Source organism: Mycoplasma procyoni (assembly GCF_017052595.1).
Lineage (GTDB): Bacteria > Bacillota_I > Bacilli_A > Mycoplasmatales > Metamycoplasmataceae > Mesomycoplasma_A > Mesomycoplasma_A procyoni.
Map to the genome: position 1 here is coordinate 1 of NZ_JAFIDB010000001.1, position 26,226 is coordinate 26,226.

Here is a 26,226-nt window from a genome sequence, read left to right on the forward strand (position 1 = left end):
CTTTGTGTTGGATTTTAATTCAGTAGTAAAAACCTTCGTATTCTTTTGGTATTTTAGCACTTCAGATGTTTTTGCTCTTTTTAAAACTAAATGTTGCTATTCTTGTTTTTGAGTTGTTTTTATCAAATATTTCAACATACATGTTTGAAATATTTTCTGCTCAGATTCTTAAATAAAAGAAGTGTTTGTTTAAATTAGGAAATAAACCTAAATCTCTAACAAAATGTGTTTGAGAATCAATTCTTTCTACGTTTTGAGCAATTTGTTGATATTGTCCTTTGTATTTGATCATAATATTCTCCTTTTCTTATTAAATATAATAATACTTTTTTTGATATTTTAGCACATATTTTTGATTTTTTTGTAATTACAAGAAAAATTATAACTCTTGGTATAAAAACGCCTAAAATATGCATACAGCACATTTTTTAGCAAAAACAGAAAAAGAAAAAATGACTCTTTATTGAGTCATTTTTTAGTTTCCGCCACCATCTGCAATCATTTCTTTGGCTTTTGCTAGTTCAACGCTGAAGAAGGATGTAACCCCTCTTTTTTGCATTGTTGCTCCAAATAAGTGATCCACTTTTGTCATTGTTCCATGACGGTGTGTAATAACGATGAATTGTGTTTCTTTTTTGAGTGATTGCAGGAACTCTGCATAACGAATAACGTTTGCTTCGTCAAGCGCCGCTTCTACCTCGTCTAAGATACATAGAGGGATTGGTTTTGCTTTAATGATAGCAAATAACAGTGAAATAGCAATAATTGCTTTTTCTCCCCCTGAGAATAATTTAAGGTTTTTAACTGATTTTCCAGGAGGTTGTGCAATGATGTCAATTCCTGTTTCAAGGATGTTTTCAGGGTCTGTGTATTGAACTTGAGCATCCCCTCCACCAAACATTGTTTTAAACACTTCTCTGAAGGCTTCATTAACAATCGCAACTGTTTCTTGGATTTTATTAACAATGATTTTATCCATTTCAGCAATCGCTTCAAGAATTGTGTTTTTAGCCTCTGATAACTCAGCTTCATTTTCTTTTAGTGTGTTGTATCTTTCTTCAACTTCTTCACACTCTTGAATTGAGTCTAAGTTAACATGTCCTAGTTCCTTGATTTCTTTTTGTAGTTGATCTACAAGAATTCTAGCTTCTTCAATTTCTACTTCTAATTTAAATGATTCTTGAGCCATTTCAAGTGTCATTTGATAGTGTTCAGAAAGTCTTTTTCTGTTTGATTCAATTACATAAATCGCTTGGTTTTTTTCGTTTATAGCTTTTGAGTTAGCTTTTGAAAGGTTGTATAAGTGATTATCAACTTCAATTTTTTCTTTTTGTAGAGGTTCTAATTCAGCATTGATGCTTGTAATTAGATTTCTCTTCATTTTAACTTGAGAATCAAGTTCTGTTTTCTTTTGTTCAAGGTCGATGATACTTTGAGTAATTTCATCAACTTTTGAGTTTTCTAAATCTTCTTTTGAGAATGATTCAACTTGAGTTACTAAAATATCTACTTTGTCGTTTAAATCAGCTCTTTTTGCTTTAGTTTCGTTTAGTTGTGACTTAAGAGCTGCAAGTTCTTCAATAAGTTGTTTTTTCTTTGTTTCTAATTCAACAACAGAAGTTTCGAATTTTTCTTTTGCAGCAAGAAGTTGTGGAATAATCTTTTTAAGTTCATCCATGTTTTTGTCAAGTTGCAATAGTGAGTTTTTGTTGTCGTCTTTTGCTCCTCCTGACATAACTCCACCAGGTCTGATTAAGTCTCCATCAAGAGTAACAATCATGTATCTTTGTTGTAGTAATTTAGATAGTTTGTTAGCATCTTCAATTGTTTGAGCAACAATGATGTTTCCTAATAAGAAATCTCTAACATTTTTGTATTCATCTTCTGTATCAACTAATTTAGAAGCTAAATCAATAAATCCTTTTTGTGTTTTAAGAGCCATGTAGTGCTCGTTTTTAAACTCTTTTGGTTGAACTGAAGACATTGGAATGAATGTAGCTCATCCACCATTGTTTTGTTTTAGGAAATTAATTGTTTTAACAGCTGTTTCTGAAGTATCAACAACAATGTGTTGTAGAGCATTAGCTAAAACTGCTTCAATTGCAGGAGCAAATTCTGATTCAACTTTAATTAAATCAACAACTCTTCCTTTGTATCCTTTGAATAAAGAAGAGTTTTCCATAATTGTTTTTGTACCTTTGAAAAGGTTTGTTTTGTTTTCTTTGTGTTCTTGGAGCATGCTTAATCTTGTTCTTGATTTTTCTAGCTCACTTGAAGCATAAGAAGTTTTGCTTTTTAGTTCATTCAATTCTTTTTCAATAGAAAGGGAATTTTCTGTCTTTTCGGCAATTTCTGCACTAATTTTTGACTCAAAAGATTTGAAAGCTTCAATTTTAGCATTTGCTGAAGCAAGCTCTAATTTAATAGCTTCCATTTTTTCTTTAGGTGTTGCAATAGCACGACCTTCGATGATATCTTGTCTTCTGATTGTGATTTTTGAGTGTCTAATTTGTAATTGGTTTAGTTCTTCTGAAATTTGCTCTAATTTAGATCTAATAGCAAATTCTTCTGTTTCATATTGAAGCTTTTTAGAGTTACTTTCTTTCATTTTAGTATCAATTAAGCTTCTTCTTGATTCTAATCTTTCGTTTTCATCAGCTGTTTTTGAAAGTTGATCATTTAGATATTCTAATCTGTTTGTAAAATCATGTAAATCGTGAACGATTAAACCAACTTCAACTGATTTAAGTGCTTCTGATTTTTCGATGAAAATTTTAGCTTTTTCAGCTTGCTTTCTTAAAGGAGCAAGTCTTTTGTCAAGCTCAGAAATAATTGTTCTAACTTTGTCTAAAGCTTCTTCTGTTGTGTCTAATTTTCTTAGAGCTTCAACTTTTCTAGCTTGATATTTAGATGTTCCTGCAGCTTCTTCAATAATTGCACGTCTTTGTTCTGGTGAAGCTTCTGCAATATCTGAAATTGTTCCTTGAGAAATAATAGCTAATGAGGATTTTGAAATCCCTGATTCCATTGCTATTTCTTTGATGTCTCTGAATCTTGCTAATTCTCCATTAATGTAGTATTCATTTCCACCTTTTCCTCTGTGCATTACACGGGAAATTGTGAATATTTGGTGTGGAACAGAAACTGCTCCATCTGAGTTATCGAATGTTAAAATAACCTCTGCTTTGTCTAATTCTTTAACAGTTTTAGAACCAGCAAAGATAACATCTTCCATTTTGTCTCCACGAAGAGCTTTTGATGATTGTTCCCCTAAAACTCATCTGATGGCGTCGTTGATGTTTGATTTTCCTGAACCGTTAGGTCCAACAATTCCAACAACTCCTCCATCGAAGTTTAAAACAACTTTATCAGCAAAAGACTTAAAACCGTGTGCTTCAACTTTAATTAATTTCATAATTACTTACCTTTCCTAAAAGTCTCAAGAGCCCTAGTTGCAGCAGCAACTTCAGCTTCTTTTTTGCTTTTTCCTTTTCCTTTTCCAAAAATTTGGCCATCAAAGATTAATTCTGCATAGAATAAATCTTTTTCTTTTTTTACAACATATTCTCCTGTTTGTTTTGTAAGAGATTGCATAATTTCTTGAAACTCTGTTTTTGGATCTTTTTTAAGTTCTTTTCTTTCTTTTCATATTAAATTATAAAGGGTTTTTTCCAAGAAGTAATCTAATTTTTTTTCTCCTTGATCTAAATAGATTGCGCCAGTTAGTGCTTCAAATAAATCAGCACACACTTTTTTGTTTTCAATTATTTCTAAAGACCCTTTTGAAACTCTCATAAACTGACTCAATTTGAGTTGTTGAGAGATTCTGGCAAGAGCGTTTGTGTCAATGATTTGCGATCTTTTAACACTTGCTTGTCCTTCATCAAAAAGTTTTAGTTTTTGAAAAATAAAGAGCGTGGCTTTGAAGTTAACTAATGCATCCCCTAAAAATTCAAGCATTTCATAATGTTTTTGATCTTTGTGTTCGTTTGAAAAAGATTTGTGAGTGAATGCTTGGATATAAATTTCTGGATTTTTGGGTTTTATTTGAAATTCTTTTTCCAGAAAAGCCATCAAATCAGCCATTATTTTAGCGCCTCTTTAACTTCCGCTAAAACATTTGATTCAACAGCAATTTTAATTTGATTTAGAGCACCTGTATAAGCTTTAGTATCTGAAGAACCGTGTGCTTTTAAAACAACACCATTAACTCCGATTACTCAGGCAGCTCCTACATTTCTGTAATCAAATTTTTCTTTTACTTCTTTAAAAGCCTTTTTAAGCATTAAAGCAGCTATTTTTCTAAAGAAGCTTGAAGTAATTTTTTCTTTTAAAAATCTTGAAAAGGTTAAAACAGTTCCTTCAAGACTTTTTAGAGTGATATTTCCTGCATAACCATCAGCTAAAGCGATTTCAATATCACCTTTAAGAATGTCTCTTGGCTCAATAAATCCTTTATAATTGATTTTTGAGTTTTGTTTTAATAAAACATTAGCTTCTTTATGGTAATCAAATCCTTTGTAGTCTTCTGTACCAATATTAATAAGTCCTACAGAAGGATTGTCATATTTAAATAAGTGTTTGTAGAAGATTGAAGCAATAATTCCTCATTGTTCGAAGTACTCAGGTTTTACTTCTAAATTAGCACCTGAATCTAATAATAAAAAGAATTTATCATCTTTTGCTGTTGGAATCATTGGCATAAAAGCTGGCCGAGATACATTTTCTAATCTCTTTAGTTTTAGTGTAGAAAGACTTAAATAAGAAGCTGAATCACCAGAAGAAAGGATAGCATCAACTTTGTTTTCAAGCAATAAATCCATTGTAACAGACATTGATGTAGTTTCTCTAGCTAAAGCTCTGATGTTTGTTTCATTTTTTTCAACAACTTTTTCAACATTTATAATTTCGATTTGCTCGCTATCTTGTGTTAAATATTGTTTGATTTCTTGTTCGTTTCCTACTAAAAATATTTTATAATCAGGGTTTTTTTGAATAAAAAGCAAAGCCGATTCAACACCTGGCTTTACTCCGTTATCATTTCCCATTAAGTCAAAAGCAATTTTTTTCATTATAAACTCCTATTCAATAGCAATTAAGAAGTGGTATAGTTTTTGTTCACCGTTGTTAATTTCCACTTCAACGTCGTAATTTGTTTCAATATAGTTAGCAACTTCTTTGGCATCCACTTTTGTAGCATCAGTTCCAAAGTAAATAGTTACTAATTCACTGTCCTTTTTGATCATTTTGTCCACAACTTTTTTAGCTGCATCAATAAATGATTCAACAGAAGCAACTACTTTTCCATTAGCAATAGACAAGAATTGTCCTTCTTTAATTTTAACTCCGTCTAGCTCTGTTGTTCTTGAAGCTGTTGTAACTTCTCCTGAATCAACAGATCTAATAGCATCTTCCATTAATTCTTTGTTTTCTTTTCAAGAAGATTCCTCATTGAAGTTGAAAATAGCACTAATTCCCTGTAGTTGTGTTTTTGTAGGAATAATTACTACCTTTTTATCTGTAATTGTTTGTACAGCTTGTTGTGCACTTAACATAATGTTTGAGTTGTTTGGTAAAACAAACACACACTCAGCATTTACAGACTTAATAGCTTGAATAATATCGTTAATAGAAGGGTTGTTTGATTGTCCACCTTCTATAATAAAGTGCGCTCCATTTTCTTTCATGACATTGATGATTCCTTGCCCTGTATTACATGAAACAATACCTGATTTAACCTTTTTAGCATTGTTTTTAGAATCATCTGCAATGTTTTTAGATTCATTAGCTTGCAGTGTCATGTTTTCTGATTTTATTTTAATAAACTCACCGTATTTTTGAGCAGCATTTAATAAATTACCTGGTTTTAGAGCGTGTCCATGAACCTTAACTCAATCACCATCTTGCACAACTACTAAAGAGTTGGCATATTTTGAAACTTGAGCAACTAAATCATCCTTAACGAATTTTTTAGGGTTTTTTAACTCGATAATAAACTCTGTACAGTAACCAAATTCACCATCATAAATTTCAGTATCACTAACAAATTCAGAAATATTTACCGCTTCATCACTGATTTCAACAGGAGAACCAATTAAATATTTGTGCATTCCTTCAAGAACTAAAATAAATCCTTCACCACCAGAGTCATTAACCCCAACTTGTTTTAGAACTGGTAGTAAATTTTGTGTGTTGTTTGAGCTTTTTTTAGCAGCTTTAATTGCTAACTCAAAAATTCCTTCTATAGAAGTTTTTGGTGTTATTGTTTTTTCAAGAGTCTCTGTAGTTTCTCTAATAACTGTTAAAATTGTTCCTTCAATTGGCTTTAAAACTGAAGAGTATGCTTTTGTTGTTGCAGCTCTGAAAGCTTCAACTAATTGAAATCCGTTTACTTCGCTTTTTGATGCAAAGGAATCGGCAAAACCTCTGAAAATTTGAGAAAGAATAACTCCAGAGTTACCGCGAGCACCTAAAAGCATATTACGAGAAATTGTTTGAGAAATCTCTCCAAGATTTGTGTTTGTTTTTTGTTCTAATCCTTTTACACCTGAAGAAGCAGTAATCGCCATATTGCTTCCTGTATCACCATCTGGAACTGGAAAAACATTTAGTGCATTAATTTTTTCTTTTCCGTTAGTTAGGTTATTAACCCCTGAAACTAACATTTTTAAGTATAAATCCCCGTTAAGCATATTCATTTATATCTTAACCCCTTTCACTTGAACATTTAAAGTTCCTAATTTTAGTTTGTTTTGTTGAAGATAAAAATCTAACAATGATCTAATTTCTTCAATCACAGTTCTGGCATTTGCTGAAAAAACCAAAATGATACCTAAATTAATTTTTAAACCATTAATTCCGTCCATAATCACAATTGATTTATCTCAATCTTCTTTTGCTAAAACTTGAGACTCGTTTTGATCTGAATAATCGATTTCTGAAAATCCATAAACACCTGGAATAGATGATATTTTTTCTAAAATCTGTCTTCTTAGTTCTTCAATCATAGTGTCTCCTTCTTTATAAATGATTTTTAAATTATACTAAAAAAATTTATAATTGGGCATTTTTATTAAGAAAAAATTCTCACTTCTTCAAGCCTAAGTTTGAAAATAGTGAGAATTTTTAGTTTTAGTTGTTGTATTTTTGGTCGATTTTTTTCATCACTTCATCATCACAAATGATGTTTAAAGTAACTTTTTTAAGATCATCTTTAACAAAAATATCTTTGATTTTAATTGAAAAATGTTTGTTTTCTGTTAATTCTTTTAGTTCATTAATTGTTTGTTCTAGTGAGTCTTTAAGACCTAAACTGAAGGTAATATCACGAGATTTTAGAGGGTCGCTATTGTATTGTTCAAAAACAGCAACTTTGGACTCAAAAGCATCTAAATTAATTTCTGCAAAATAAGCATCTGAAACATTTAAATATGGAGAAATTTTTCCGATTCACCCCACTAATGTGTCATTATAGAAAATTTTTGCACTTACTCCTGGGTGGAATTGTTGTTCTGTTGCTCTTTTGAAAACTAGTTTTGAAGAAACATTATTAATTAAAACTTGTTTTAGATCATTAAATGATTTTGTTGTTGAAGCAAGAGCTAAAACGTTTTTGTATTCATTAACTGTTCCAATTTCAAAAATGTTGATATCTTCCATTTTTCTTTTTTGATTGTATTCAATAACTTCAGCTAATGAAATTGCAAGTGAGTTTCTAATTTCTTCTCTTTCTTTAGAAACGAAAGTTTGAAGGCTAATGTTGTTTTTAAAATCAAAAGGATTGAAAACATTTTTTTCTTTTGAAATTAATGTGTAAGTTCAAACTTCTTGGAAACCACATCCAGAAATGATTTCTTTAGTATCAATTCTTTTTTGAACTTTGAATGTTGTTAGAGCAGGTTGAGAACCTTGTAGTTCATAACTGTAGAATCTCATAACTTCTTCTAACATATCATCCATATCTTCAATATCATGACGATATGAAGGGATAAACACTTTGTCATCTTGGAATTTAAATCCTAAAATTTGCAGTGAATCAAGAACTTTTCTAAATTTCCCCATTCCTGAAATGTTAAATCCTGTTAGTCTGTCTAAAAATTCTTTGTCAAAAATAAAGGATTTTTGTGTATTTTGCTCAAAATTAATAGGAGCAGAGAAGTCGCTTAAGCGGTTTGATAAAAACTTGTGAGCTAACTCCATTGTTCCATAAGAAATCTTTTTAGAAGATTGTTTAAAAGCATTTGAGTCAAGTTTTAGTTGCTTTTGAGTTGCTCTAACGTCTTTGATTGGGAAGTTTCCGATTTCAAAAATAACTTCTTTTGAATTTGAGTCAATTCCTGTTTTTTCCCCACCCATAACACCAGCTAAAGAAACTACTTGGTTTTTAGAATCGACAATTCCTAAAGCATTTTCAAAGTTTATTACTTTTTTACCTAAAATCTCAAATTCTGATGAGAATAATTGAGGTTTAATTCCTAAGTTAATTTTTGATTTGTCATAAGCATGCACAGGCATTCCTGTCATGATTAATGTTAAGTTAGTTAAATCAACAATTGGGTTAATTAGTTTGATGTTTGATTTTGTTAATAATAAAGAATCTTTTAAGCATAATTTGAAACTTGGATCAACTTTTGCTTCTAAACCGCTTAATTTTCCGTGTCCATTTTCGATTTTGAAGTTTGATTCAAAAGTTGCTTTTGTAAATTCTAAATCATTGAAATTTTCAAGGAAATAAGCGGCTAATTCTCTTGCCATAACTAAATAAGAATTAGCATCTGAACGGTTAGAAAGGATTTTAATATCAATTAAATAATCATCAATTGAGAAGTATTTAACGGGGTCTAAATTTAAGTCAACTTCACCAAAAGTAAAGATTCCTTCTTTATATTCGTCTCAAACATATTCTGGATTAAATCCAAGTTCATTTAAAGAAACAAGCATTCCTTCAGACTCGATTCCCTGAAGAACTTTTTTGTCAAAAACCATTTTTCCATTTGTTGAACCTGGAACAAAAGCCATTAAATAATCACCTTGTTTAACATTAGTTGCAACTGTTTGAATCACACGATCTTGATCTGCAAACTTAATTTCACAAACGTTTAATTTGTCTGCATTAGGATTTTTGTAGATGTTTTTTACATAACCAAATTTAATACCTTGAACTTCGCTGAATTTTCAGTAGTCTTCAACCTCAAAACCAATTGAGTTAATGGCTTTGATGATGCTTTGAAGTTCAACTTTTTCAATGTTTGCAAGTTGTTTTAGTTTATTTAAAGAAAAAATCATTATCTATCCTTTCTGAATTGATTTAAAAATCTTAAATCGTTTCTGTATAGTTCTCTAATGTCTGAAATTTGGTATTTGATCATTGCAATTCTTTCAAGTCCGATTCCAGCTGCAAATCCGTTCATATCGTTTGTGTACCCTGCTTTTTCTAAAACTTTTTTATGCAGCATTCCAGCACCTAAAATTTCGATTCATCTGTTTTTATAGAACACATCAACCTCTACAGAAGGCTCTGTAAAAGGGAAATAAGAAGGTCTCATTCTGATTTCAACATCAGATTCTAAAACGTATGATAAAAAGGATTTTAGGGTTCAAACAAGGTTTTTGATGTTTAAATAACCTACTGAAACAAAGTCAACTTGAGTAAATTGGTGAGAGTGTGTTTGATCATCTTCATCATTTCTATAAACTTTTCCAATTGAAAATTGAGAAAAGGCTTCATTTTTAAACATTTCAAGTACTTTTGCACTTATTCCTGTATTGTGAGTTCTTAATAGTGTATTTTCATCGATGTAAAGAGAATCTTGCATTTCTCTTGCTGGGTGATCTTTTTCGATGTTTAGTCTTTCAAAGTTGTATTCATCACTCACGATTTCGCTGTCATAAAATCTAAAATATCCATTTTCTAAGAATCAAGTTTCAATTCTGTTTGCAACTAAAGTAATTGGGTGTAGAGATGAAGAAGAGCTTAATGGCTCATTAACATCAACTCATTCATTTTCAATTTTTTCTTTGATTTTTTGTTCTTCAATTCTTTTTAGAGCATCTTGAAACTCTTGTTCCGCCTCTTCTTTTAGTGCTTTAATTTTCTTTCCAATTTCAGCTTTTTCAGGACCTGAAACTGTTTTTAGTAAGTTTGTAAGTTTAGAAATTTCACCTTCTGGACCATAAAACTTGTTTTTAGCAAGCTTTAGATCTTCAAGTGTTTTAATGCTTTTGTAATCCATAATTCCTCCGTAATTTCTTTAATTATACTTTAATCTCAAAGCTAAAATCTCATTTCTTTTCTTAATTCTCTTTCTTGGTCTCTTTTTTTGATAGTTTCTCTTTTATCTTGTTTGTTTTTTCCTTTTGCAAGAGCGAGTTCAACTTTAATTTTACTTTTAGGAGTTCAATAGAGACTTAAAGGAACTAATGTAAGTCCTTGTTGTTGCTGTTTGTCTTTGATTCTCTTTAATTCTTGTTTGTGTAAAAGGAGTTTTCTTGATCTGATTTCATCACCTTTTACAGCCATATAAAGGGAAACGTGCATGTTTGATAAATATAATTCGTTGTCTTTAAAATAAGCAAAAGACCCTTTTAAATTAACGTTTTGAGCTCTAATTGATTTAACTTCTCAGCCCATTAAAGAGATTCCACACTCATATTTATCTAAAATTTCATAATCAAAATTAGCTATTTTGTTTTTGGTAATTATTTTCATTTTATTCTGATTTTAGTTCCCTTTGTCAGATTTTTTCTGTAACTTCTTTGAAAGTCATTCTAAAGTTTAAAACTTCATTTAGAGCAAAAACGATTGGTAAATCAATGTTTTTTCTTTTTGCAATTTCAATAACTGAATTAATTGCTGTTAAACCTTCAACTGTAGTTTGTGTTGAAAGTGCTTCTTTTCCCTGTTCAATGAATTGTTTTCCAAAACTAAAGTTTCTTGATAGAGGTGAAAGTGCTGTAACAATTAGATCTCCAATTCCTGTAAGACCCATCAGTGTTGTATCTTGACCACCTAGTTCTTTATTAAATCTTCTTGCTTCTGCAAGTCCTCTTGTCAAAAGAGCGGCAGCTGTGTTAATTCCATAACCAGAAGCATGTAGCATTCCTGAAGCAATCGCTAAAATGTTTTTATAAGCTCCACCAACTTCTGAACCAATCTCGTCTGTTTGTAAATAAGTTCTAAAATAGTCGTTGTTAAATAATTTTTGTACCTTTGAAGCCTTAGAAAGATCATTTTCTACTAAAGCAACTGCTGTAAGTTGCTCTCTAACGATTTCTTCAGCATGTGAAGGACCTAATAAAGAAACTACAGCTTCTATATTTTCATTTCCTTTTGCTTCCATTTTTAGCCCTTCTTGTAAAGAAAGATTAGTTCCTGGATAGAATCCTTTTGCAGCATTTATAACACTTACTTTAGAATTTAAATTAGCTAAAATATCTTTAAAAACAACATTAGCAAACTTAGATGGAATTGCAAAAACAATATAACTCACACCATCTAAAGCTTCTTTTAGTGAAGTTGTTGTATTAAATTCAGGTAATTTTGTTGTTTCTGGGAAATATTTTGTGTTTTTTCCTTCTTTTAGATCACTTAATTCCTTTTGATCAATTCCATAAATTAAAATATTTTGAAAACCTGAATCATAGATTACTTTTGCAAGAGCTGTCCCCATAGCCCCTGAACCAATAATTGTTATTTTTTCCATATTTTCTCCTTTATAAATATATTTATAATATTATAAACTAATTATTGATTTAAACTAATAATGACGCTATTTTTTATTGCAAATTTTAATCTTAAACACAAATAAATAACAATTGTCTAAAAATACTTTATTTTTACTAAAATACAGGATTTATGCATATTTTAGTTAAAATAAAAGCGTGCTTTTAAACCTAATTTGTCTTATTTTTTCACTTTTAATAAGATTTATTTTTCTTATTTTTTCTTTATTTATTATAATTTAAATTAATATGTTAGATTTTTTAGGAAAAAGAATACAAAAAGCTATGGAAAAAGCTTCTGTAAAAACAGTTTTACAGGAAGAAGATATTTTAGCAATTACAAGAGAAATTAAGTTAGCTTTATTAGAGGCTGACGTTAATTTAAGTGTTGTAAAAGAATTTATAAAGGAAGTAAAAGAAAAAGCAATTGGTTCAGAAATTATTGGTAAATTAAACCCTGGACAACAAATGGTAAAAATAGTTCATGAAGAGCTTGTTAAGATTCTTGGAGGTAAAACCAAAGAACTTAAATTATCAACTCCAAGAACTGTAATTATGATGACTGGGCTACAAGGTTCTGGTAAAACAACATCAACAGCAAAATTAGTTCACTACTTTTTAAAGAAAAAAGCAATTCAAAAACCTTTAATGATTGCAGCAGATATTTACAGACCTGCAGCGATTGATCAATTAATTGTTTTAGGAAAACAAATTAACATTGATGTTTATAGTGAAAAAGATAACAAAAGTGCTGAAGACATTGTAACAAACGGACTTAAAAAAGCCAAAGAAGAAAACTATGATTTTGTAGTAATCGATACAGCAGGTCGTTTATCTATTGATGAAAAACTAATGCAAGAATTAATTAACATTAAAGAAATTGCAAGACCAGATGAAATCTTTTTTGTTAGCGATTCGCTTTCAGGACAAGACATCATCAATGTTGCAAAAACTTTTGATGAATATCTAAAACTTACAGCATCAATTATTACAAAATTAGACTCTGATGCAAGAGGTGGAGCTGCCTTTTCAATTGCAAAAATAATTAACATCCCGATCGCATTTATTGGTACTGGAGAAAAAATTTCAAACTTCGATCTATTCCATCCAGACAGAATGGCAGACAGAATTTTAGGAATGGGAGATGTTTTAAGCTTAATTGAAAAAGCTGAAGAAGTAATCGATAAAAACAAAGCTGAAAAACTTGGTAAAAAGTTTTTAAGCGGAAACTTCAACCTTGATGATCTTCTTGAATCACTTGGACAAATGAAAAAAATGGGTAAATTCTCAAAATTACTAAAACTAATTCCAGGATTACCAAAAAACATTGACCTAACCAAAATGGACGGAGTTGATGACAAAATCAGATTATATGAAATCTTAATTTCTTCAATGACAATTGAAGAAAGAAAAAACCCAAAACTTCTTAAAAACGCTTCAAGAAAAAACAGAATTATTAAAGGTTCTGGACGTTCAAACCAAGAATACAATCAACTTGTAAATGAATTTGAAATGTTTTCAAAAAGAATGAAAGAAATGTCTAAAAACGGTGGCGGAGGTTTAATGAATCTGTTTAACAAATAAACAGGCTAATAAAATTTATGAGATTTGAAACTCTTTCTTTAGCTATAATTTGTGCTTTAGCAAGTTTAGCTCTCTTTATCTTTTCAACAAAAAGAATGTCAACTTCTTTAAAAACTTTAGGAAATACAAAGTTTAAAAAGATTCTAAAGTCTTTATCAAAAAATAACTTTATTGCTCTAATTATTGGAGCATTAATTACAACACTCATTCAGTCTTCTGATGGTGCTGTAGCCCTGATTATGGGGCTTTTAGCAGCTAAATTCATTGGTTTAAGAGTTGCTATTGCCTTTTTATTAGGAGCAAATATCGGAACTGCAACAACTTCTTTAATTGTTTCGTTCCAGTCAGCCTTTGCATTCACTGATTATTTCATTTTATTCATGGTAATTGGTGTGTTTGGTTGAATATTAGTTAAAAAAGATAATTTAGTAAATGCTTTCTTAATTATCTTATCTATTGGTATGATTTTCTTTTCACTAAAAGTTCTTTCAAGTGCTTCTAAAGAAATTGTGAAATCAGATGGCTTTAGAGATATTATTAGTGTAGTTGCCAAAAACCCTTGATTATCCTTTATTTTCTCTTTTGGACTTACAGGAATATTGCAATCATCATCAGCAACTGTAACACTTTATCAAATAATTTATAACGAAAGCACATCAGTTTTAAGTCTTAATTCAGCAATTGCTCTTGTGTTTGGTTCAAACATTGGAACAACTGTCACAGGGCTAATTGTAGCGTTTGCATCTGGTAATGCAAACTCCAAAAAAATTGCTCTTGTTTGAGGATTGACCAATCTCTCAATATCACTATTATTACTTCCTTTCTTATATCCATTTAGCTACTTTGCAGATCTAATAAGATTAATGATTCCTGATAGCCAAAAAGCACTTCAGTTATCTATTTCTCACTTACTATTCAACATTTTATTAGTAGCAATTTTCTTCTGATTAATTAAATATCTTGAATTGCTAGTTAATAAAATTGTTAAAGACAAAAACGCAGGTGATGAGTTCAATATTATTCTTCCAGTTGAACTAATCAAACAAAACACCTTTTTAGCCCTTAGTTCAGCTAAAAAAGCACTTTATACACAAGCTTTAATTTCTAAAGAAGGTATTTCTTTAATTGAAGAATACATTGAAACAAGAAGTTCTAAAGCAACAAAGCGTTATCAATACTTAGAGCAAGTAATTGAAAACACAAGAACTTCTATTTATGATTATTTAATCAAAATCAGCTCAACAAATCTAACTAAAGCAGAAGGAAAACTTCACCTCTCACTTATTTTATCAGCTCGTTCAGTTGATAAAATAATGGGACTTGGACAAAAGATTATCGAAGAGTTTGCTAAAGTAGAAAATAGCAAATCAGAAAACGGTTTTGAACTTGAAGAAGAAATTCTCACAGAATCAAAAGAGTTACTCAAAATCATTAAAACACTTCTTTCTAATGCTGTTGATCAATTAGATGAATACACAAAAGAAAAAGGCGACTTCATTGACAAACTAAAAAACAACCTTGATGCTTTAAGTCTTGAATTTTCAAAACTAAATATTGAAAGACTTAAAACAGAAATAGGTCAAAAACAGTTAGAAAAAGATTTTGATTACAGTCGTCTTTTAAGAACTTTTGAAAGGATTGCTCACCACTGTCAAAGAATTAATTCTTACATCAAAGACACTCCAATCAAAATTAAAAAACTTTCCAAAAAAGAGGAAAAATCCTTTATTGAAGAACAAAATCAATAATCAAAAAAGTGCTTTTGTAGCACTTTTTTCTATTTGTTTCAGTCGATTATTTCTCTGTTGTTTTGCTCTAAAATCTCGTTGATCTTTTTGAAAACACGTGAGTTTTCAAAACTTCTACGATAGCTCAATGGCGAAGGATGGGAAAGCTTAATTATTATTTGATTAGACAAATCAATTTCTTTTTCAATTTCCTGTGCTTTAGCACCTAACAAAAGGAAAATTGTGTTATTTTGGTTTTGAACAATGAAGTCTAAAACAGCCTTTGTAAATACTTCTCAACCTAATTTATAGTGGCTTCCTGGTTGTGATTCACTAACACTCATAACTCTGTTCAAAAGCAAAACACCTTGTTTTGCTCAGTTGGATAAATCAGCATCTTTTTTAGAAAAATCGCTGTAATCTTTCTTTATTTCTTTATAGATATTAAAAAGGGATTTTGGTAATTTTGTGTCTTGAGAAGAAAATGCTAAACCATCAGCTTGATTTGGCTGGTGATAAGGATCTTGACCTATAACAACGACTTTAAGATCATCAAAATTAGTAACCTCAAACACTCTTAATAAATCCTTTTGTAAAGGAAAAACAGTGTGTTTTAGTCTAATTTGGTTGATTTGAGCAAGCAAATCAATAAAGTATTTTTTTGCGTATTCTTGTTCTAAAAAGTCTTGCATTGTTTGTTTTGTAATCATTTTTATCCTTTTGTAAATTATATAACTTTATCTAAAATTTAAAAAAAGAATAAAAAAGGAAGCAGTAGTCAACTGCTCCAAGTAAAATTTATAAACCTTTATTCATACACGACCACATCGATAGCTAGTCGATGTGTTAAGTCGGGATTTCTCCAAAGACCTTGCTTATGACTACACTTTTCCTGATTCTCAGTCTTGCCCTAGCACAGAAATGTTATATTACTCTCACGAGTTGTCAACAGGAAATCACAGTTGGTATCGTCCCAAAGTTGCCACCACAGCAATCAATAGACCTGCAACCCATTTTGCTAAGCTATTTAAGATCTATAAACCTTAGTTCCACTATATACTCTTCGACAATACAATGCCTATGAAGCTATTCCAAACTCGAGCATACATGCCTTATACGCTAAGACGTATTATTCAGCCACTTTTTATACTAATAACCCATTTTCTTAAGTTCTTTTTCTTTATTTACTCAACCTTTATTAACTTTAACATTTGTTCTTAAAATGATTTTAGTTCCAAAAGATTCTTCTAGTTCCGCTCTTGAATTAGCTCCAATTTTTTTGATCATTGAAGCACCTTTTCCAATTACAATTCCCTTTTGAGAATCTCTTGCAACATAAATTGTACAATCAATTTCAATCACATCTTCTTGTGATTCATTAAAATCATCAATCACTACAGCAATATTGTGTGGAAGTTCATCTCTTAAAAGATTAATTGCGTTTTTTCTAATAATTTCTTTTGCAATAAAACGCATACTTTTATCTGTGATGTCTTCTGTAGAATAATATGCATTATCTTCATAAGCATACTTTTTAATTTCTTCAATTAAGTCTGTTAGTGTTTGTTTGTAGTTAACAGAAGTACCTAAAATTGTTTTGAATCCAAGTTCTTTTAGTTGAGCTGCTTTTTGATCTAGTTCTTCTTTTTGATCAACTAAATCAACTTTTGTAATTAAAGCAATTTTGTTTTCAATACCGTTTAATTTTTCAATAATTAAACGATCACCTTTACCAATTTCTTCGTTTGCTGGTTGTAAAAATAAAACTAAATCAGTTTCTTTAATTGCATCAAAAGAGTTTTTGTTTAGGATTTCACCTAATTTTTGTTGGTTTTTGTGAATACCTGGAGTATCAACAAAAACTATTTGATAACCTTCTTCATTATAAATTCCATTAATTTGATCTCTTGTTGTTTGTGGTTTATCTGTAACAATTGAGAGGTTGTAGTCTAGAATTTCGTTTAACAAAGAGGATTTACCAACATTAGGTCTACCAACGATTGAAACAAAGCAAACTTTCATTATTTAATATCTTCCTCTTGGATTGGGAATGGAACAAGTTCTAATACAGTGTTTAGTCTGTATTTTCCATCATTTGTGTATTGATAAACTTTACCATCTAATGGCATTAGTTCTGTCATTACTTGTCTACATCCAGCACAAGGAGAGATGTAGTTATCGCTTTTGGAAATGATGTGAATTTCTGTTATTTCTTTAGCTTTGAAACCATATGAAATAGCTCCAAAAAGTGCGCTTCTTTCAGCACATAATCCAGAAGGATATGCAGCATTTTCAACATTAACACCATTTCATTCTTTACCGTCTTTGTCTTTTAAAATGGCTGCAACTGCAAAGTTTGAGTAAGGTGAATAAGAATTTTTTAAAAGTTTTATTAGTTTTTCGTACATTATCTGTAAATCTCCATTTTTTTCATCATATTATCAACATGACGATTCATTTCGTCTTCTTCTTCTTTTGTTAAGTGATCAAACCCAAATAAATGAGTTAATCCATGAGCAAATAAATAGCAAAATTCTCTTTTAACTGAGTGTCCATATTCTTCAGCTTGCGCTCTTACTTTTTGATGAGAAATGATTATTTCGCCAATTGGGGTAAAATCAAGGAATTTAAAGTCATCAAAGTTTGTTGGAAAAGAAAGAATATCTGTTGCTTTGTCTTTGTTTCTTGTGTTTTTTGAAATCTCTCTAATGTGTTCGTTGTCTGTTAATAAAACGTCAACAGAGATATTTTTTTTGTGCTTAAATTCCTCTTTTGCAAGGTTAAGAATCTGCTCAAATTCCTTTTTGTATCTAAAAGGATAGCTTGTTTTATTGAAGAAGTTTAATGTGTTTGTTTTCATTATTTAAATTATAGCATTTACAGACAATAAACAGCTTATTTTTTATCAAATAATGCTTTGTATTCTGAATATCCTCTTGCATCTAGCTCATCATAAGCAACAAATTCTAATGATGCAGAGTTAATGCAGTATCTTAAACCGCCTTTATCTTTTGGTCCATCTGTAAAAACGTGTCCTAAGTGTGAGTCTGCATTTGTAGATCTAACTTCTACTCTTGTCATGTTGTGGCTGTAGTCCATAACTTCGCTTAAAATGCTTTTGTCAATTGGTTTTGAAAATGCAGGTCATCCACATCCTGAATCAAATTTATCATCTGACATAAATAGTGGTGTTCCATCCACTATATCTACATAAATACCTTTTTCAAAGTGTTTATCATATTCGTTACTAAAAGGTCTTTCCGTATATGATTCTTGAGTTACTTTGTATTGTAATTCACTTAATTCTTTTAGTCTTTTTTCTTTTTTGTCTTTATCCATAATGTCTCCTTAAATTAAAATATAGTTATTTAATATATAACACAAAAGCAACTAAAAGTAACTAAAAGAACAAAAAATAGCCAAAAACACACAAAAAATGCAACTTTTGGACTACAGCAAGCTCAAGTACTAAAAAAACAGCAAATTATGCTTTTGCTGTTTTTGGTGTGTTGTGATTGTTTTTAAGAACTAATTCTTTGACTGTTTTAGTAAGTTCAACTCCAATAAATGGAATGATTCCAAAAATAAATGGAATTCAGAAAATTCAGTTATTTGATGTTTTAACATAGAAGTTCATGTTGAAGACACTTGAAAGTCCTGGAATGTAGCTTACTGGTAATAAAACAATAATGCTTACTACAAAGGCAAATAAAACGAATTTGATGTCATTTCATTTTTGTTTGTATAGAGACTCTGAACTTCTTAAAATAATTGAGTTTAGTGATAATATAAATCCTAAAGTCATAAATGCTGATAAAGAAGCTAAATGATAAGCATCTTTACCAAGTTCACTATTAATTGAATCTTTGATTACATTAAAATCAAAGCTTGATAATCCACTTGCTGCTCCTAAATAGAATGCACTAAGTGTTAGTGTTGTTGTAATAATTGATAATAAAGCAATTTTAATAATCATCTGTTTATCTAAAATGGAAGCATTTTTAGAAACGGGTGGTTGATTCATTAAATTGTGTTTTGCTTCATTAAGACCCAGTGCAATTCCTGGAAATGTTTCTGAAATAACATTGATTCACAGGATTTGCAGTGAGGATAGTGGATTTGTGTTGAAAATCAACATTCCTAATAGTGTTACTAATAGAGCTGTTAGGTTTGTTGTAAATAAGAAGATCATCAATCTTTTAATACTATAAAGGATTGATCTTCCTTCTTTAACAGCCCCTACAATTGTAGAGAAGTTATCGTCTGTTAAGACCATATCTGCTGCTTGTTTAGAAACATCAGTTCCTGTGATTCCCATTGCACAACCAATGTCGGCCGCTTTTAGTGCTGGAGCATCGTTTACACCATCTCCAGTCATTGAAACTACTTTGTTTTTTGATTGTCATGCTTTGACTATTCTGATTTTGTCTTCAGGACTTACCCGAGCAAAAACAGCATATTTTTCAATATTTTGAGCAAGTTCTTGATCGCTCATTGCTCTTAGTTCTGCTCCTGTAAGAACTAAATCATTTTCATCTTCAATGATTTTAAGATCTTTAGCAATTGCTTGAGCTGTGTTTTTGTAGTCTCCTGTGATCATCACGGTTTTAATTCCAGCTTCTTTTGCAATTCTAATTGAGTCTCTTACTTCTTCACGAGGAGGATCAATCATTCCGATTAATCCTACAAATTGCATGTTTTGTTCTATGTTATCTGAACTAAGATCGCTTGGAATTTGATCTCATTCTCTAATTGCAAGAGCAAGCACTCTTAGAGCTTGGTCTGCAAATGAGTGATTAACTGTTTCATAATCATTTTTAAAGTTGTTTGAGCGTCCAAAAATAACATCTGGAGCACCTTTTGTAATTGAGATATATTTATTATCTTGTTTAATAAACACAGTCATCATTTTTCTATCTGAATCAAAAGGTAGTTCAGCTAGTCTTTTGTATTGTTGTATCAATTGATTTTTGTCAATTGAGTTATCAAGTCCATATTGTACAATGGCTGTTTCTGTTGGATCTCCAACTAAAACAACTTCATTGTTTTCGTTTTTGTTGTAGTTGGCATCTGTACATAAAATAAACTTTTCAAAAAAGTCTTTTTGATTAGTTGTATCTGTTGTATAGAAATCAACAACTTTCATTTTGTTTTGAGTTAGTGTTCCTGTTTTATCAGAACAGATAATTGAAACATTACCTAATGTTTCTGCTGCTGGTAGTTTTTTAACTAAAGCATTTTGTTTTGCTAGTCTTTTAACTCCAAAAGAAAGAATAACTGTAACAATTGGAACTAAACCTTCAGGGATTGTTCCAATTGCAAGAGTAATCGCAATAATTATTGCTTTTGATCATCCAGTTGCTCAATTTCCTGAAGCAACTAAGAAAATGTAAATAAAGAATGTTAAAACACATAATAAAGCTGATGCAATACCAATGTTTTTAGATAGCTTTGCAAGTTTTGATTGCAGTGGTGTTAATTTTTCTTGTTCTGCATTTAAAAGGTTGGCAATGCTTCCAAGTCTTGTTTGCATTCCAATGTTTGTAACAAGAACTTTTGCACGTCCATTGATTACAAAAGTTCCTGAATAAACTTGTGTTTCTTCTGAAACTTCTCAACTAAATTCATTAGGTGAGATGTTCTTTTTGTAAACACTTAAGGATTCTCCTGTTAGAATTGATTCTTCAACTTCTAATTGGGCTGAGTTGATTAAAATTCCATCAGCTCCAATTGTATTTCCTGCTTCTATTAAAAGAATATCACCAACTGTAACATCTTTTGTGTCAACAATGATATCTTGGCCATTTCTGATTACACGTGATGTTGGGGAACTCAGCGACATCAGCGACTCAATTGATTTTTCTGCTTTATTTTCTTGTATTAAACCAAAGATTGCGTTTAATACAACAATAAAGAGAATTACAAATGGTTCTACATAACTGACAACTACTTCAATTAGTGGTCTTGGATGTCCATAAATTGATTCATAAATTGCTATTCCTAAAGCAAGTGCTGAAGCAATTAATAATAAAATAATCATTGGTTCAACAAATTGCTTAAGAAACTTAATAATTAAAGGGGTTTTCTTTTTATTTGTTAATTCGTTTTTACCATATTTTTGAATTTGGTTTTGATATTGATTTTGATTTAGACCTTTATCTAAATCAAAATCTTTAAAACCATTTATATTTAAATTATTTTTTTCCATTTTTTCTTTCTGCTGCTTTTAGTAAAAAAGCACTGAATAGTTTATGTGGGTTTAGTGGTCTTGCTGTAAATTCTGGGTGGTATTGAACTCCAATATAGAAATCTTTTGATTTGTCTTCACAAGACTCAACCAGTTTTAGTTCTGGATGGTATCCAGAAAAACTGAAGTTTTCATCTTCTAATAAAGGAATGAATTTTTCTTGAATTTCATAACGGTGACGGTGTCTTTCAAACACAGTTGTAGTTTGATAGTATTTTGCTATCAAACTATCTTCTTTAAACACTGTTTCAGAAGCACCTAATCTCAGCGTTCCTCCCATTTGATCATCAGCGTTTTTTCCTTTGATGAAATCTAAAACATAAACTTCTTCTTTGTTATCTGTTGCAAATTCTTTAGAAGTTGCATATTTAAATCCTTTTAGTCTTGCTTGAGCAACTGACATTGCTTGCATTCCTAAACATATTCCAAATGTTGGAATATTTTTTTCTCTTGTGTATGTTGCTCCTAAAACTTTACCTTCAAATCCTCTGATTCCAAATCCAGGAAGGATTACAACTCCATCAGCATCATCTAAGATTGCTGATTTGTTTTGATCACTTAAATCGTTTGAGTCTACATATTCAAGCTTAATATCATAACCTAAATCAATTGCTGATATCTTAAGAGCTTCATTAATTGATTTATAAGCATCAGAAAAACTTGTGTATTTTCCAAGCATTTTAATTTTAAGTTCTGCTTTTTTATCTTTTTCTACCTTACTTGCAAATTCACTTCAAGCTTTTAGATCTGGTGTTCTTTGTTCTAGATTAAAATAATCTAAAACAATTGAAGCAGCATTTCTTTTTTCAAGATATAGAGGCATTTCATAAACATTTTTAAGATCTGGTGCAGCAATAACATTTTTGGAATCAATAAATGTTGCTGTTGCAACTTTATCTAAAATTGCTTGATCTACTTCACTATCTGCTCTAAGCAGAATCATATTTGGTTTAATACCCATTCCTCTTAGTTTGTTAACAGAATCTTGTGTTGGTTTGGTTTTGAAATCACCTGATGTTTGTAAAAATGGCACATATGTCACATGAATGAAAAATGTGTTTTTTCCATCATTTTCATTCCCCATTTGTGCAATTGCATAAATAAATGGATTTGATTCAATATCTCCAACTGTTCCACCGATTTCAACAATAACAAAATCTGTATTGTATGTTTTTTCAATATTTTTAATTACTGAAATTATTTCATTTGTTACATGCGGAACATATTGAACTGTTTTTCCACCATAAAGTCCTTTTCTTTCTTTTTCAAAGATGTTAGAAAGAATTCTACCACTTGTGTAGTTTGATTCTTTTGAAAAGTTTTCATTAATAAATCTTTCGTAGTGTCCAAGATCTAAATCTGTTTCACCACCATCAGCTGTAACATACACTTCTCCATGTTCATATGGAGACATAACACCTGGATCGATGTTTAAATAGGGATCTAGTTTTAAAACAAAAACACTATATCCTCTTGATTTTAATAAATTACCTATTGAAGCTGCAGAAACCCCTTTACCGAGTCCTGATAAAACTCCTCCTGTTATAAAAATAAATTTTGACATTTTTCCCCTTTATAAAGTAATATTTAAATTATACAAAAAAAGAGCAATAATGCCCTTTAATTGATGGAATTTAGATGTTTATGTTTTTAACTATAAAAATAGTTAAAATATTAATTATTATTTAAAGAATAAAATTCTTTAAATCTATTATAAGTTTAATTGCTTTGTTTTGGTCTGACTGTTATTTGAGTTTTTGATTTATCGAATGTTCTATTAGCTCATTTACTTAAGTGTTCAGGAACTGATATTGAAGTTAGGTTGTTATCAGCAAAAGCAGATTCGTCTATTGTTGTTACTGAATTCGGGATTTCGACTGAAGTTAATTTGTTATTAGCAAAAGCATATGGGGCTATTGTTGTTACTGAATTCGGGATTTTGACTGAAGTTAGGTTGTTATGAGCAAAAGCAGATCAGGCTATTGTTGTTACTGAATTCGGGATTTCGACTGAAGTTAATCCGTTAAACTCAAAAGCATATGAGGCTATTGTTGTTACTGAATTCGGGATTTTGACTGAAGTTAGGTTGTTATGAGCAAAAGCAGATTCGGCTATTGTTGTTACTGAATTCGGGATTTCGACTGAAGTTAATCCGTTAAACTCAAAAGCATATGAGTCTATTGTTGTTACTGAATCTGGGATTTTGACTGAAGTTAGGTTGTTATCAGCAAAAGCAGATTTGGCTATTGTTGTTACTGAATCTGGGATTTCGACTGAAGTTAATTTGTTGTTTTTAAAAGCACTTTCTTCTATTGTTGTTACTGAATCTGGGATTTCGACTGAAGTTAGGTTGTTATAAGCAAAAGCAGATTTGGCTATTGTTGTTACTGAATTCGGGATTTTGACTGAAGTTAGGTTGTTATAATCAAAAGCAGATTCGGCTATTGTTGTTACTGAATCTGGGATTTCGACTGAAGTTAATTTGTTATTAGCAAAAGCAGATTTGGCTATTGTTGTTACTGAATTCGGGATTTCGACTGAAGTTAATTTGTTGTTTTTAAAAGCACTTTCTTCTATTGTTGTTACTGAATTTGGAATATGAACTTTTTCTATTTCTTGATTCTCATATTTATTTTTCTCTATTGTTAGTGGTAAATACTGATTATTAATTGAAACTCTTAAACTAAATTCTTGAGTCGCCTCTACTCCATGTCTGTCTCTGATTCAAACTATTAATTTGGTTTTATCTTCATTTAGATCAAATTTAAGGTATAAATCGTTTGGGCTTGGATATTTTTTAGTTTTGGAAATAAAACCTGTGTGATATAAATATTTTACATTTATTGTTGGCTTGAATGAAAATAGTTGATTACTTGGGGAATTGCCTTTATTTGCAATCCCAAGTGTTTGGGTTTTCTCAAAATATGCCAATCGATAAGTATGTGGTTTTAAGATTACATTTAAGTTATTAAATGAATTTTTAAAATGTTCTTGTCAACCACCTATAGGTACTAATGAATTCGCTAATTCATTTGAAGTGTAAGATCATTCTTTTGAATCTGCAAATTTTAATCTAACTGTTATTTTTGTCTTTGTTTCATCAAAATTTTCATAAGCTCATCCACCTAAATGTTCAGGGACTGATATTGAAGTAATATTGTTATTAGCAAAAGCATTTTTGCCTATTGTTGTTACTGAATTCGGGATTTCGACTGAAGTTAATTGGTTATCACGAAAAGCATTGTCACCTATAGAAATAAGGCTTTTTGGAAGAAACAGTTTATTTATTTTTTTTCCTAGAACACGTAAAGCATGGAATTCAATTTTTTTTACTTCGATTTTACTTAAATCTAATTTATAAAATATTTCATTTTCTTCAGTATATCCAATGAGATAATCTTTAATTTTTCCAGTTTGTATTTGTTTTTCTAATCATGTGTCATTTAAGCTGTCAATTTTGTTTTGTGAACACGAAACAATAGCCATTGAACTAATTGCCATTGTTGGAATAATAAAGTTTATTAATTTCTTTTTCATAGTAATCCTTTAAATTTAATTTTTTATGTTTAATGTCTTGAAAAAATCAAGAGAGCTTTTGATCAGTGGTGCATCAAAAGTTATGTTTTCTTTTATATCTTCTACAATTTCTTCCCAATTTTTAATTTGATTCTCTTCTTTTTTTAATCTTTTTGTTTTCATAACAAATAGTGTTATAAAAGGGATTAAGAAAATAAAAAGAAAAGCTGGTAATATTATTTCTATATAGAAATTTGGGACAATATGTACAAATCAAAATAATTTAAAATTCGGAAAATCTCAATATGTGAAATTCATGTTTATCCTTTCTTTTAATTAGTTTTAATCTTTATTCTTCATTTCTATTTCATATAAAATTTCAGCAATTTCTTCAATGGAATTACACTCAATAATTTGATTTTTAATATTATCATTTTCAAATTTAGAAAATAAAAACCTTTTATAATCTTTTAAATTTTCACGATATATTTCAATTAGACCTTGATCTCCGAATTCAAGCCTTTTATCTACACTAAGGTTTTTTTCAAATTCCATTTTGAATTTTTCTATTAAAACTTGTTTTGATATTATGTTTTTTATGACTTTTTCATTTTCTTTTTGTGAAAAGTATAGAAGTCTATTTTGTTGTCAACTTGTTGAACTTTTGAAATATTGTGAATAATTTTTTGTGTTTAAAGTACCTCTTTTTATGCTTTTTCTAAAAAGATAGACAAACTTTGTGTAATCAAAATTTACACTCTCTTTTTTGCATCTTTTAACTTCTTCCTTCAAAAGAGGGTTTCTAATAATATTCATTCAAACTTGATTTATTAATATGTAAAAAAACATAATTATAAATATTACGATTGCAACTTGAAACATGTAATCTTTTGCAAATATGTTCTTAATATAAAACGATCGTACGACATTGACCGAAAAAATAATAAAAACCGGCAGAAGAATTAATATGTAATAAATCGAATAAATTCAATTAACAGTTCCAAGCGGTAATCTTATTAAAAGCAATCACACAGGAATTAGCTTTTTTGATTTTTTTTGTTTATTTTTCATAATTCATAACCTTTCATAATTTTTTGCTAATAAAATTTTGCGTTATCTAAAAATAAGTTCATTATAATCTAATGTGTCATAAATAATTTTAATATCTAATTCTTTTAAATATATAGTTAATTCTTTAAATACAATTACACAAAAAGTAAGAACAGATACAATAATAAATAAATACGCTACATAAGATTTAAGTTTATGAATTAAGTAATTAAAATTTTTTTGAGTTTTTTTATTAGACATGAAATGCCTCCTTTTATTTTTATAACTTTAAATGTTTTTAAACATTAATAAGAAATTAATGTAAGTATTAATTTCTTTAATTCAATGTATTGATTTTAATTGCCCGTAATTTTATAGTAA

At 29.8% G+C, this 26,226-nt stretch carries 23 protein-coding genes; 2 read left to right on the forward strand and 21 right to left on the reverse strand.

What is annotated here, in order from left to right; all coding sequences use genetic code 4:
- From JV122_RS00005 to JV122_RS00050, 10 genes are all read right to left on the reverse strand, one after another.
- A partial coding sequence (locus tag JV122_RS00005; RefSeq protein ID WP_373422595.1) for an early set domain-containing protein occupies nt 1–292 on the reverse strand: 292 nt, incomplete at its 3' end.
- Nucleotides 293–475: 183 nt separating this feature from the next.
- The gene (locus tag JV122_RS00010) at nt 476–3,415 is read right to left on the reverse strand and encodes an SMC hinge domain-related protein (protein ID WP_205842282.1); all 2,940 of its coding nucleotides are present in this window, start codon (nt 3,413–3,415) and stop codon (nt 476–478) included.
- A gap of 2 nt (nt 3,416–3,417) precedes the next feature.
- Nucleotides 3,418–4,086 carry a ribonuclease III gene (rnc, locus tag JV122_RS00015; protein WP_205842283.1) on the reverse strand — a complete coding sequence of 223 codons (669 nt, stop codon included), beginning with the start codon at nt 4,084–4,086 and terminating at the stop codon, nt 3,418–3,420.
- Nucleotides 4,086–5,072, reverse strand: a complete 987-nt coding sequence (gene plsX, locus JV122_RS00020; protein WP_205842284.1) for a phosphate acyltransferase PlsX — start codon at nt 5,070–5,072, stop codon at nt 4,086–4,088. Before plsX ends, rnc begins: the two co-directional genes overlap by 1 nt.
- Nucleotides 5,073–5,081: 9 nt before the next feature.
- Nucleotides 5,082–6,698: a DAK2 domain-containing protein gene (gene fakA / locus JV122_RS00025; protein ID WP_205842285.1), complete on the reverse strand. Its 1,617-nt coding sequence runs from the start codon at nt 6,696–6,698 to the stop codon at nt 5,082–5,084.
- Nucleotides 6,699–7,007, reverse strand: coding sequence for a hypothetical protein (locus JV122_RS00030; RefSeq protein WP_205842286.1), 309 nt, complete (start codon nt 7,005–7,007; stop codon nt 6,699–6,701).
- Between the two features lie 124 nt (nt 7,008–7,131).
- Nucleotides 7,132–9,285, reverse strand: coding sequence for a phenylalanine--tRNA ligase subunit beta (locus JV122_RS00035; protein WP_205842287.1), 2,154 nt, complete (start codon nt 9,283–9,285; stop codon nt 7,132–7,134).
- On the reverse strand, nt 9,285–10,232 hold the full coding sequence (gene pheS, locus JV122_RS00040) for a phenylalanine--tRNA ligase subunit alpha (protein WP_205842288.1): 948 nt from the start codon (nt 10,230–10,232) through the stop codon (nt 9,285–9,287). The genes JV122_RS00035 and pheS overlap by 1 nt, the downstream gene beginning before the upstream one ends.
- A 41-nt stretch (nt 10,233–10,273) precedes the next feature.
- Nucleotides 10,274–10,708, reverse strand: coding sequence for an SsrA-binding protein (gene smpB / locus JV122_RS00045; RefSeq protein WP_205842289.1), 435 nt, complete (start codon nt 10,706–10,708; stop codon nt 10,274–10,276).
- 1 nt (nt 10,709) lies between these two features.
- Nucleotides 10,710–11,702 carry an NAD(P)H-dependent glycerol-3-phosphate dehydrogenase gene (locus JV122_RS00050; protein WP_205842290.1) on the reverse strand — a complete coding sequence of 331 codons (993 nt, stop codon included), beginning with the start codon at nt 11,700–11,702 and terminating at the stop codon, nt 10,710–10,712.
- A gap of 268 nt (nt 11,703–11,970) precedes the next feature.
- On the opposite strand from JV122_RS00050, the gene ffh reads away from it, so the two are divergent.
- Together ffh and JV122_RS04795 are read left to right on the forward strand one after the other, a co-directional pair.
- Nucleotides 11,971–13,305, forward strand: coding sequence for a signal recognition particle protein (gene ffh / locus JV122_RS00055; RefSeq protein WP_205842291.1), 1,335 nt, complete (start codon nt 11,971–11,973; stop codon nt 13,303–13,305).
- Between the two features lie 17 nt (nt 13,306–13,322).
- Entirely contained in the window at nt 13,323–15,053 is a 1,731-nt protein-coding gene (locus tag JV122_RS04795) for a Na/Pi cotransporter family protein (protein WP_205842292.1), read from the forward strand.
- Between the two features lie 29 nt (nt 15,054–15,082).
- On the opposite strand, the gene JV122_RS00065 is transcribed toward JV122_RS04795, so the two are convergent.
- The 11 genes from JV122_RS00065 to JV122_RS00115 all read right to left on the reverse strand — a co-directional run bounded on the left by JV122_RS00065 (nt 15,083) and on the right by JV122_RS00115 (nt 26,106).
- On the reverse strand, nt 15,083–15,742 hold the full coding sequence (locus JV122_RS00065; protein WP_205842293.1) for a uracil-DNA glycosylase: 660 nt from the start codon (nt 15,740–15,742) through the stop codon (nt 15,083–15,085).
- Between the two features lie 439 nt (nt 15,743–16,181).
- Nucleotides 16,182–17,054, reverse strand: a complete 873-nt coding sequence (gene era / locus JV122_RS00070) for a GTPase Era (RefSeq protein ID WP_205842294.1) — start codon at nt 17,052–17,054, stop codon at nt 16,182–16,184.
- Nucleotides 17,054–17,440: a cytidine deaminase gene (gene cdd / locus JV122_RS00075; RefSeq protein ID WP_205842295.1), complete on the reverse strand. Its 387-nt coding sequence runs from the start codon at nt 17,438–17,440 to the stop codon at nt 17,054–17,056. Before cdd ends, era begins: the two co-directional genes overlap by 1 nt.
- On the reverse strand, nt 17,440–17,892 hold the full coding sequence (ybeY, locus tag JV122_RS00080; protein ID WP_205842298.1) for an rRNA maturation RNase YbeY: 453 nt from the start codon (nt 17,890–17,892) through the stop codon (nt 17,440–17,442). The genes cdd and ybeY overlap by 1 nt, the downstream gene beginning before the upstream one ends.
- 35 nt (nt 17,893–17,927) lie before the next feature.
- Complete coding sequence (msrB, locus tag JV122_RS00085) at nt 17,928–18,371, reverse strand: peptide-methionine (R)-S-oxide reductase MsrB (protein WP_205842301.1); 444 nt, start codon at nt 18,369–18,371, stop codon at nt 17,928–17,930.
- A gap of 145 nt (nt 18,372–18,516) precedes the next feature.
- Complete coding sequence (locus tag JV122_RS00090) at nt 18,517–21,240, reverse strand: cation-translocating P-type ATPase (RefSeq protein WP_205842302.1); 2,724 nt, start codon at nt 21,238–21,240, stop codon at nt 18,517–18,519.
- Nucleotides 21,227–22,843, reverse strand: a complete 1,617-nt coding sequence (gene pyrG / locus JV122_RS00095) for a CTP synthase (protein ID WP_205842304.1) — start codon at nt 22,841–22,843, stop codon at nt 21,227–21,229. The genes JV122_RS00090 and pyrG overlap by 14 nt, the downstream gene beginning before the upstream one ends.
- Before the next feature lie 155 nt (nt 22,844–22,998).
- A complete protein-coding gene (locus JV122_RS04800) occupies nt 22,999–24,816 on the reverse strand; it encodes a leucine-rich repeat domain-containing protein (RefSeq protein ID WP_205842305.1) in 1,818 nt (605 codons plus the stop codon).
- A 15-nt stretch (nt 24,817–24,831) separates the two neighbouring features.
- Complete coding sequence (locus JV122_RS00105) at nt 24,832–24,978, reverse strand: hypothetical protein (RefSeq protein ID WP_205842307.1); 147 nt, start codon at nt 24,976–24,978, stop codon at nt 24,832–24,834.
- Between the two features lie 159 nt (nt 24,979–25,137).
- Nucleotides 25,138–25,866 (reverse strand): hypothetical protein, encoded by a 729-nt coding sequence (locus JV122_RS00110; RefSeq protein ID WP_205842309.1) that lies wholly within the window; start codon nt 25,864–25,866, stop codon nt 25,138–25,140.
- A 42-nt stretch (nt 25,867–25,908) separates the two neighbouring features.
- Nucleotides 25,909–26,106, reverse strand: a complete 198-nt coding sequence (locus JV122_RS00115) for a hypothetical protein (RefSeq protein ID WP_205842311.1) — start codon at nt 26,104–26,106, stop codon at nt 25,909–25,911.
- Nucleotides 26,107–26,226 lie beyond the last annotated feature (120 nt).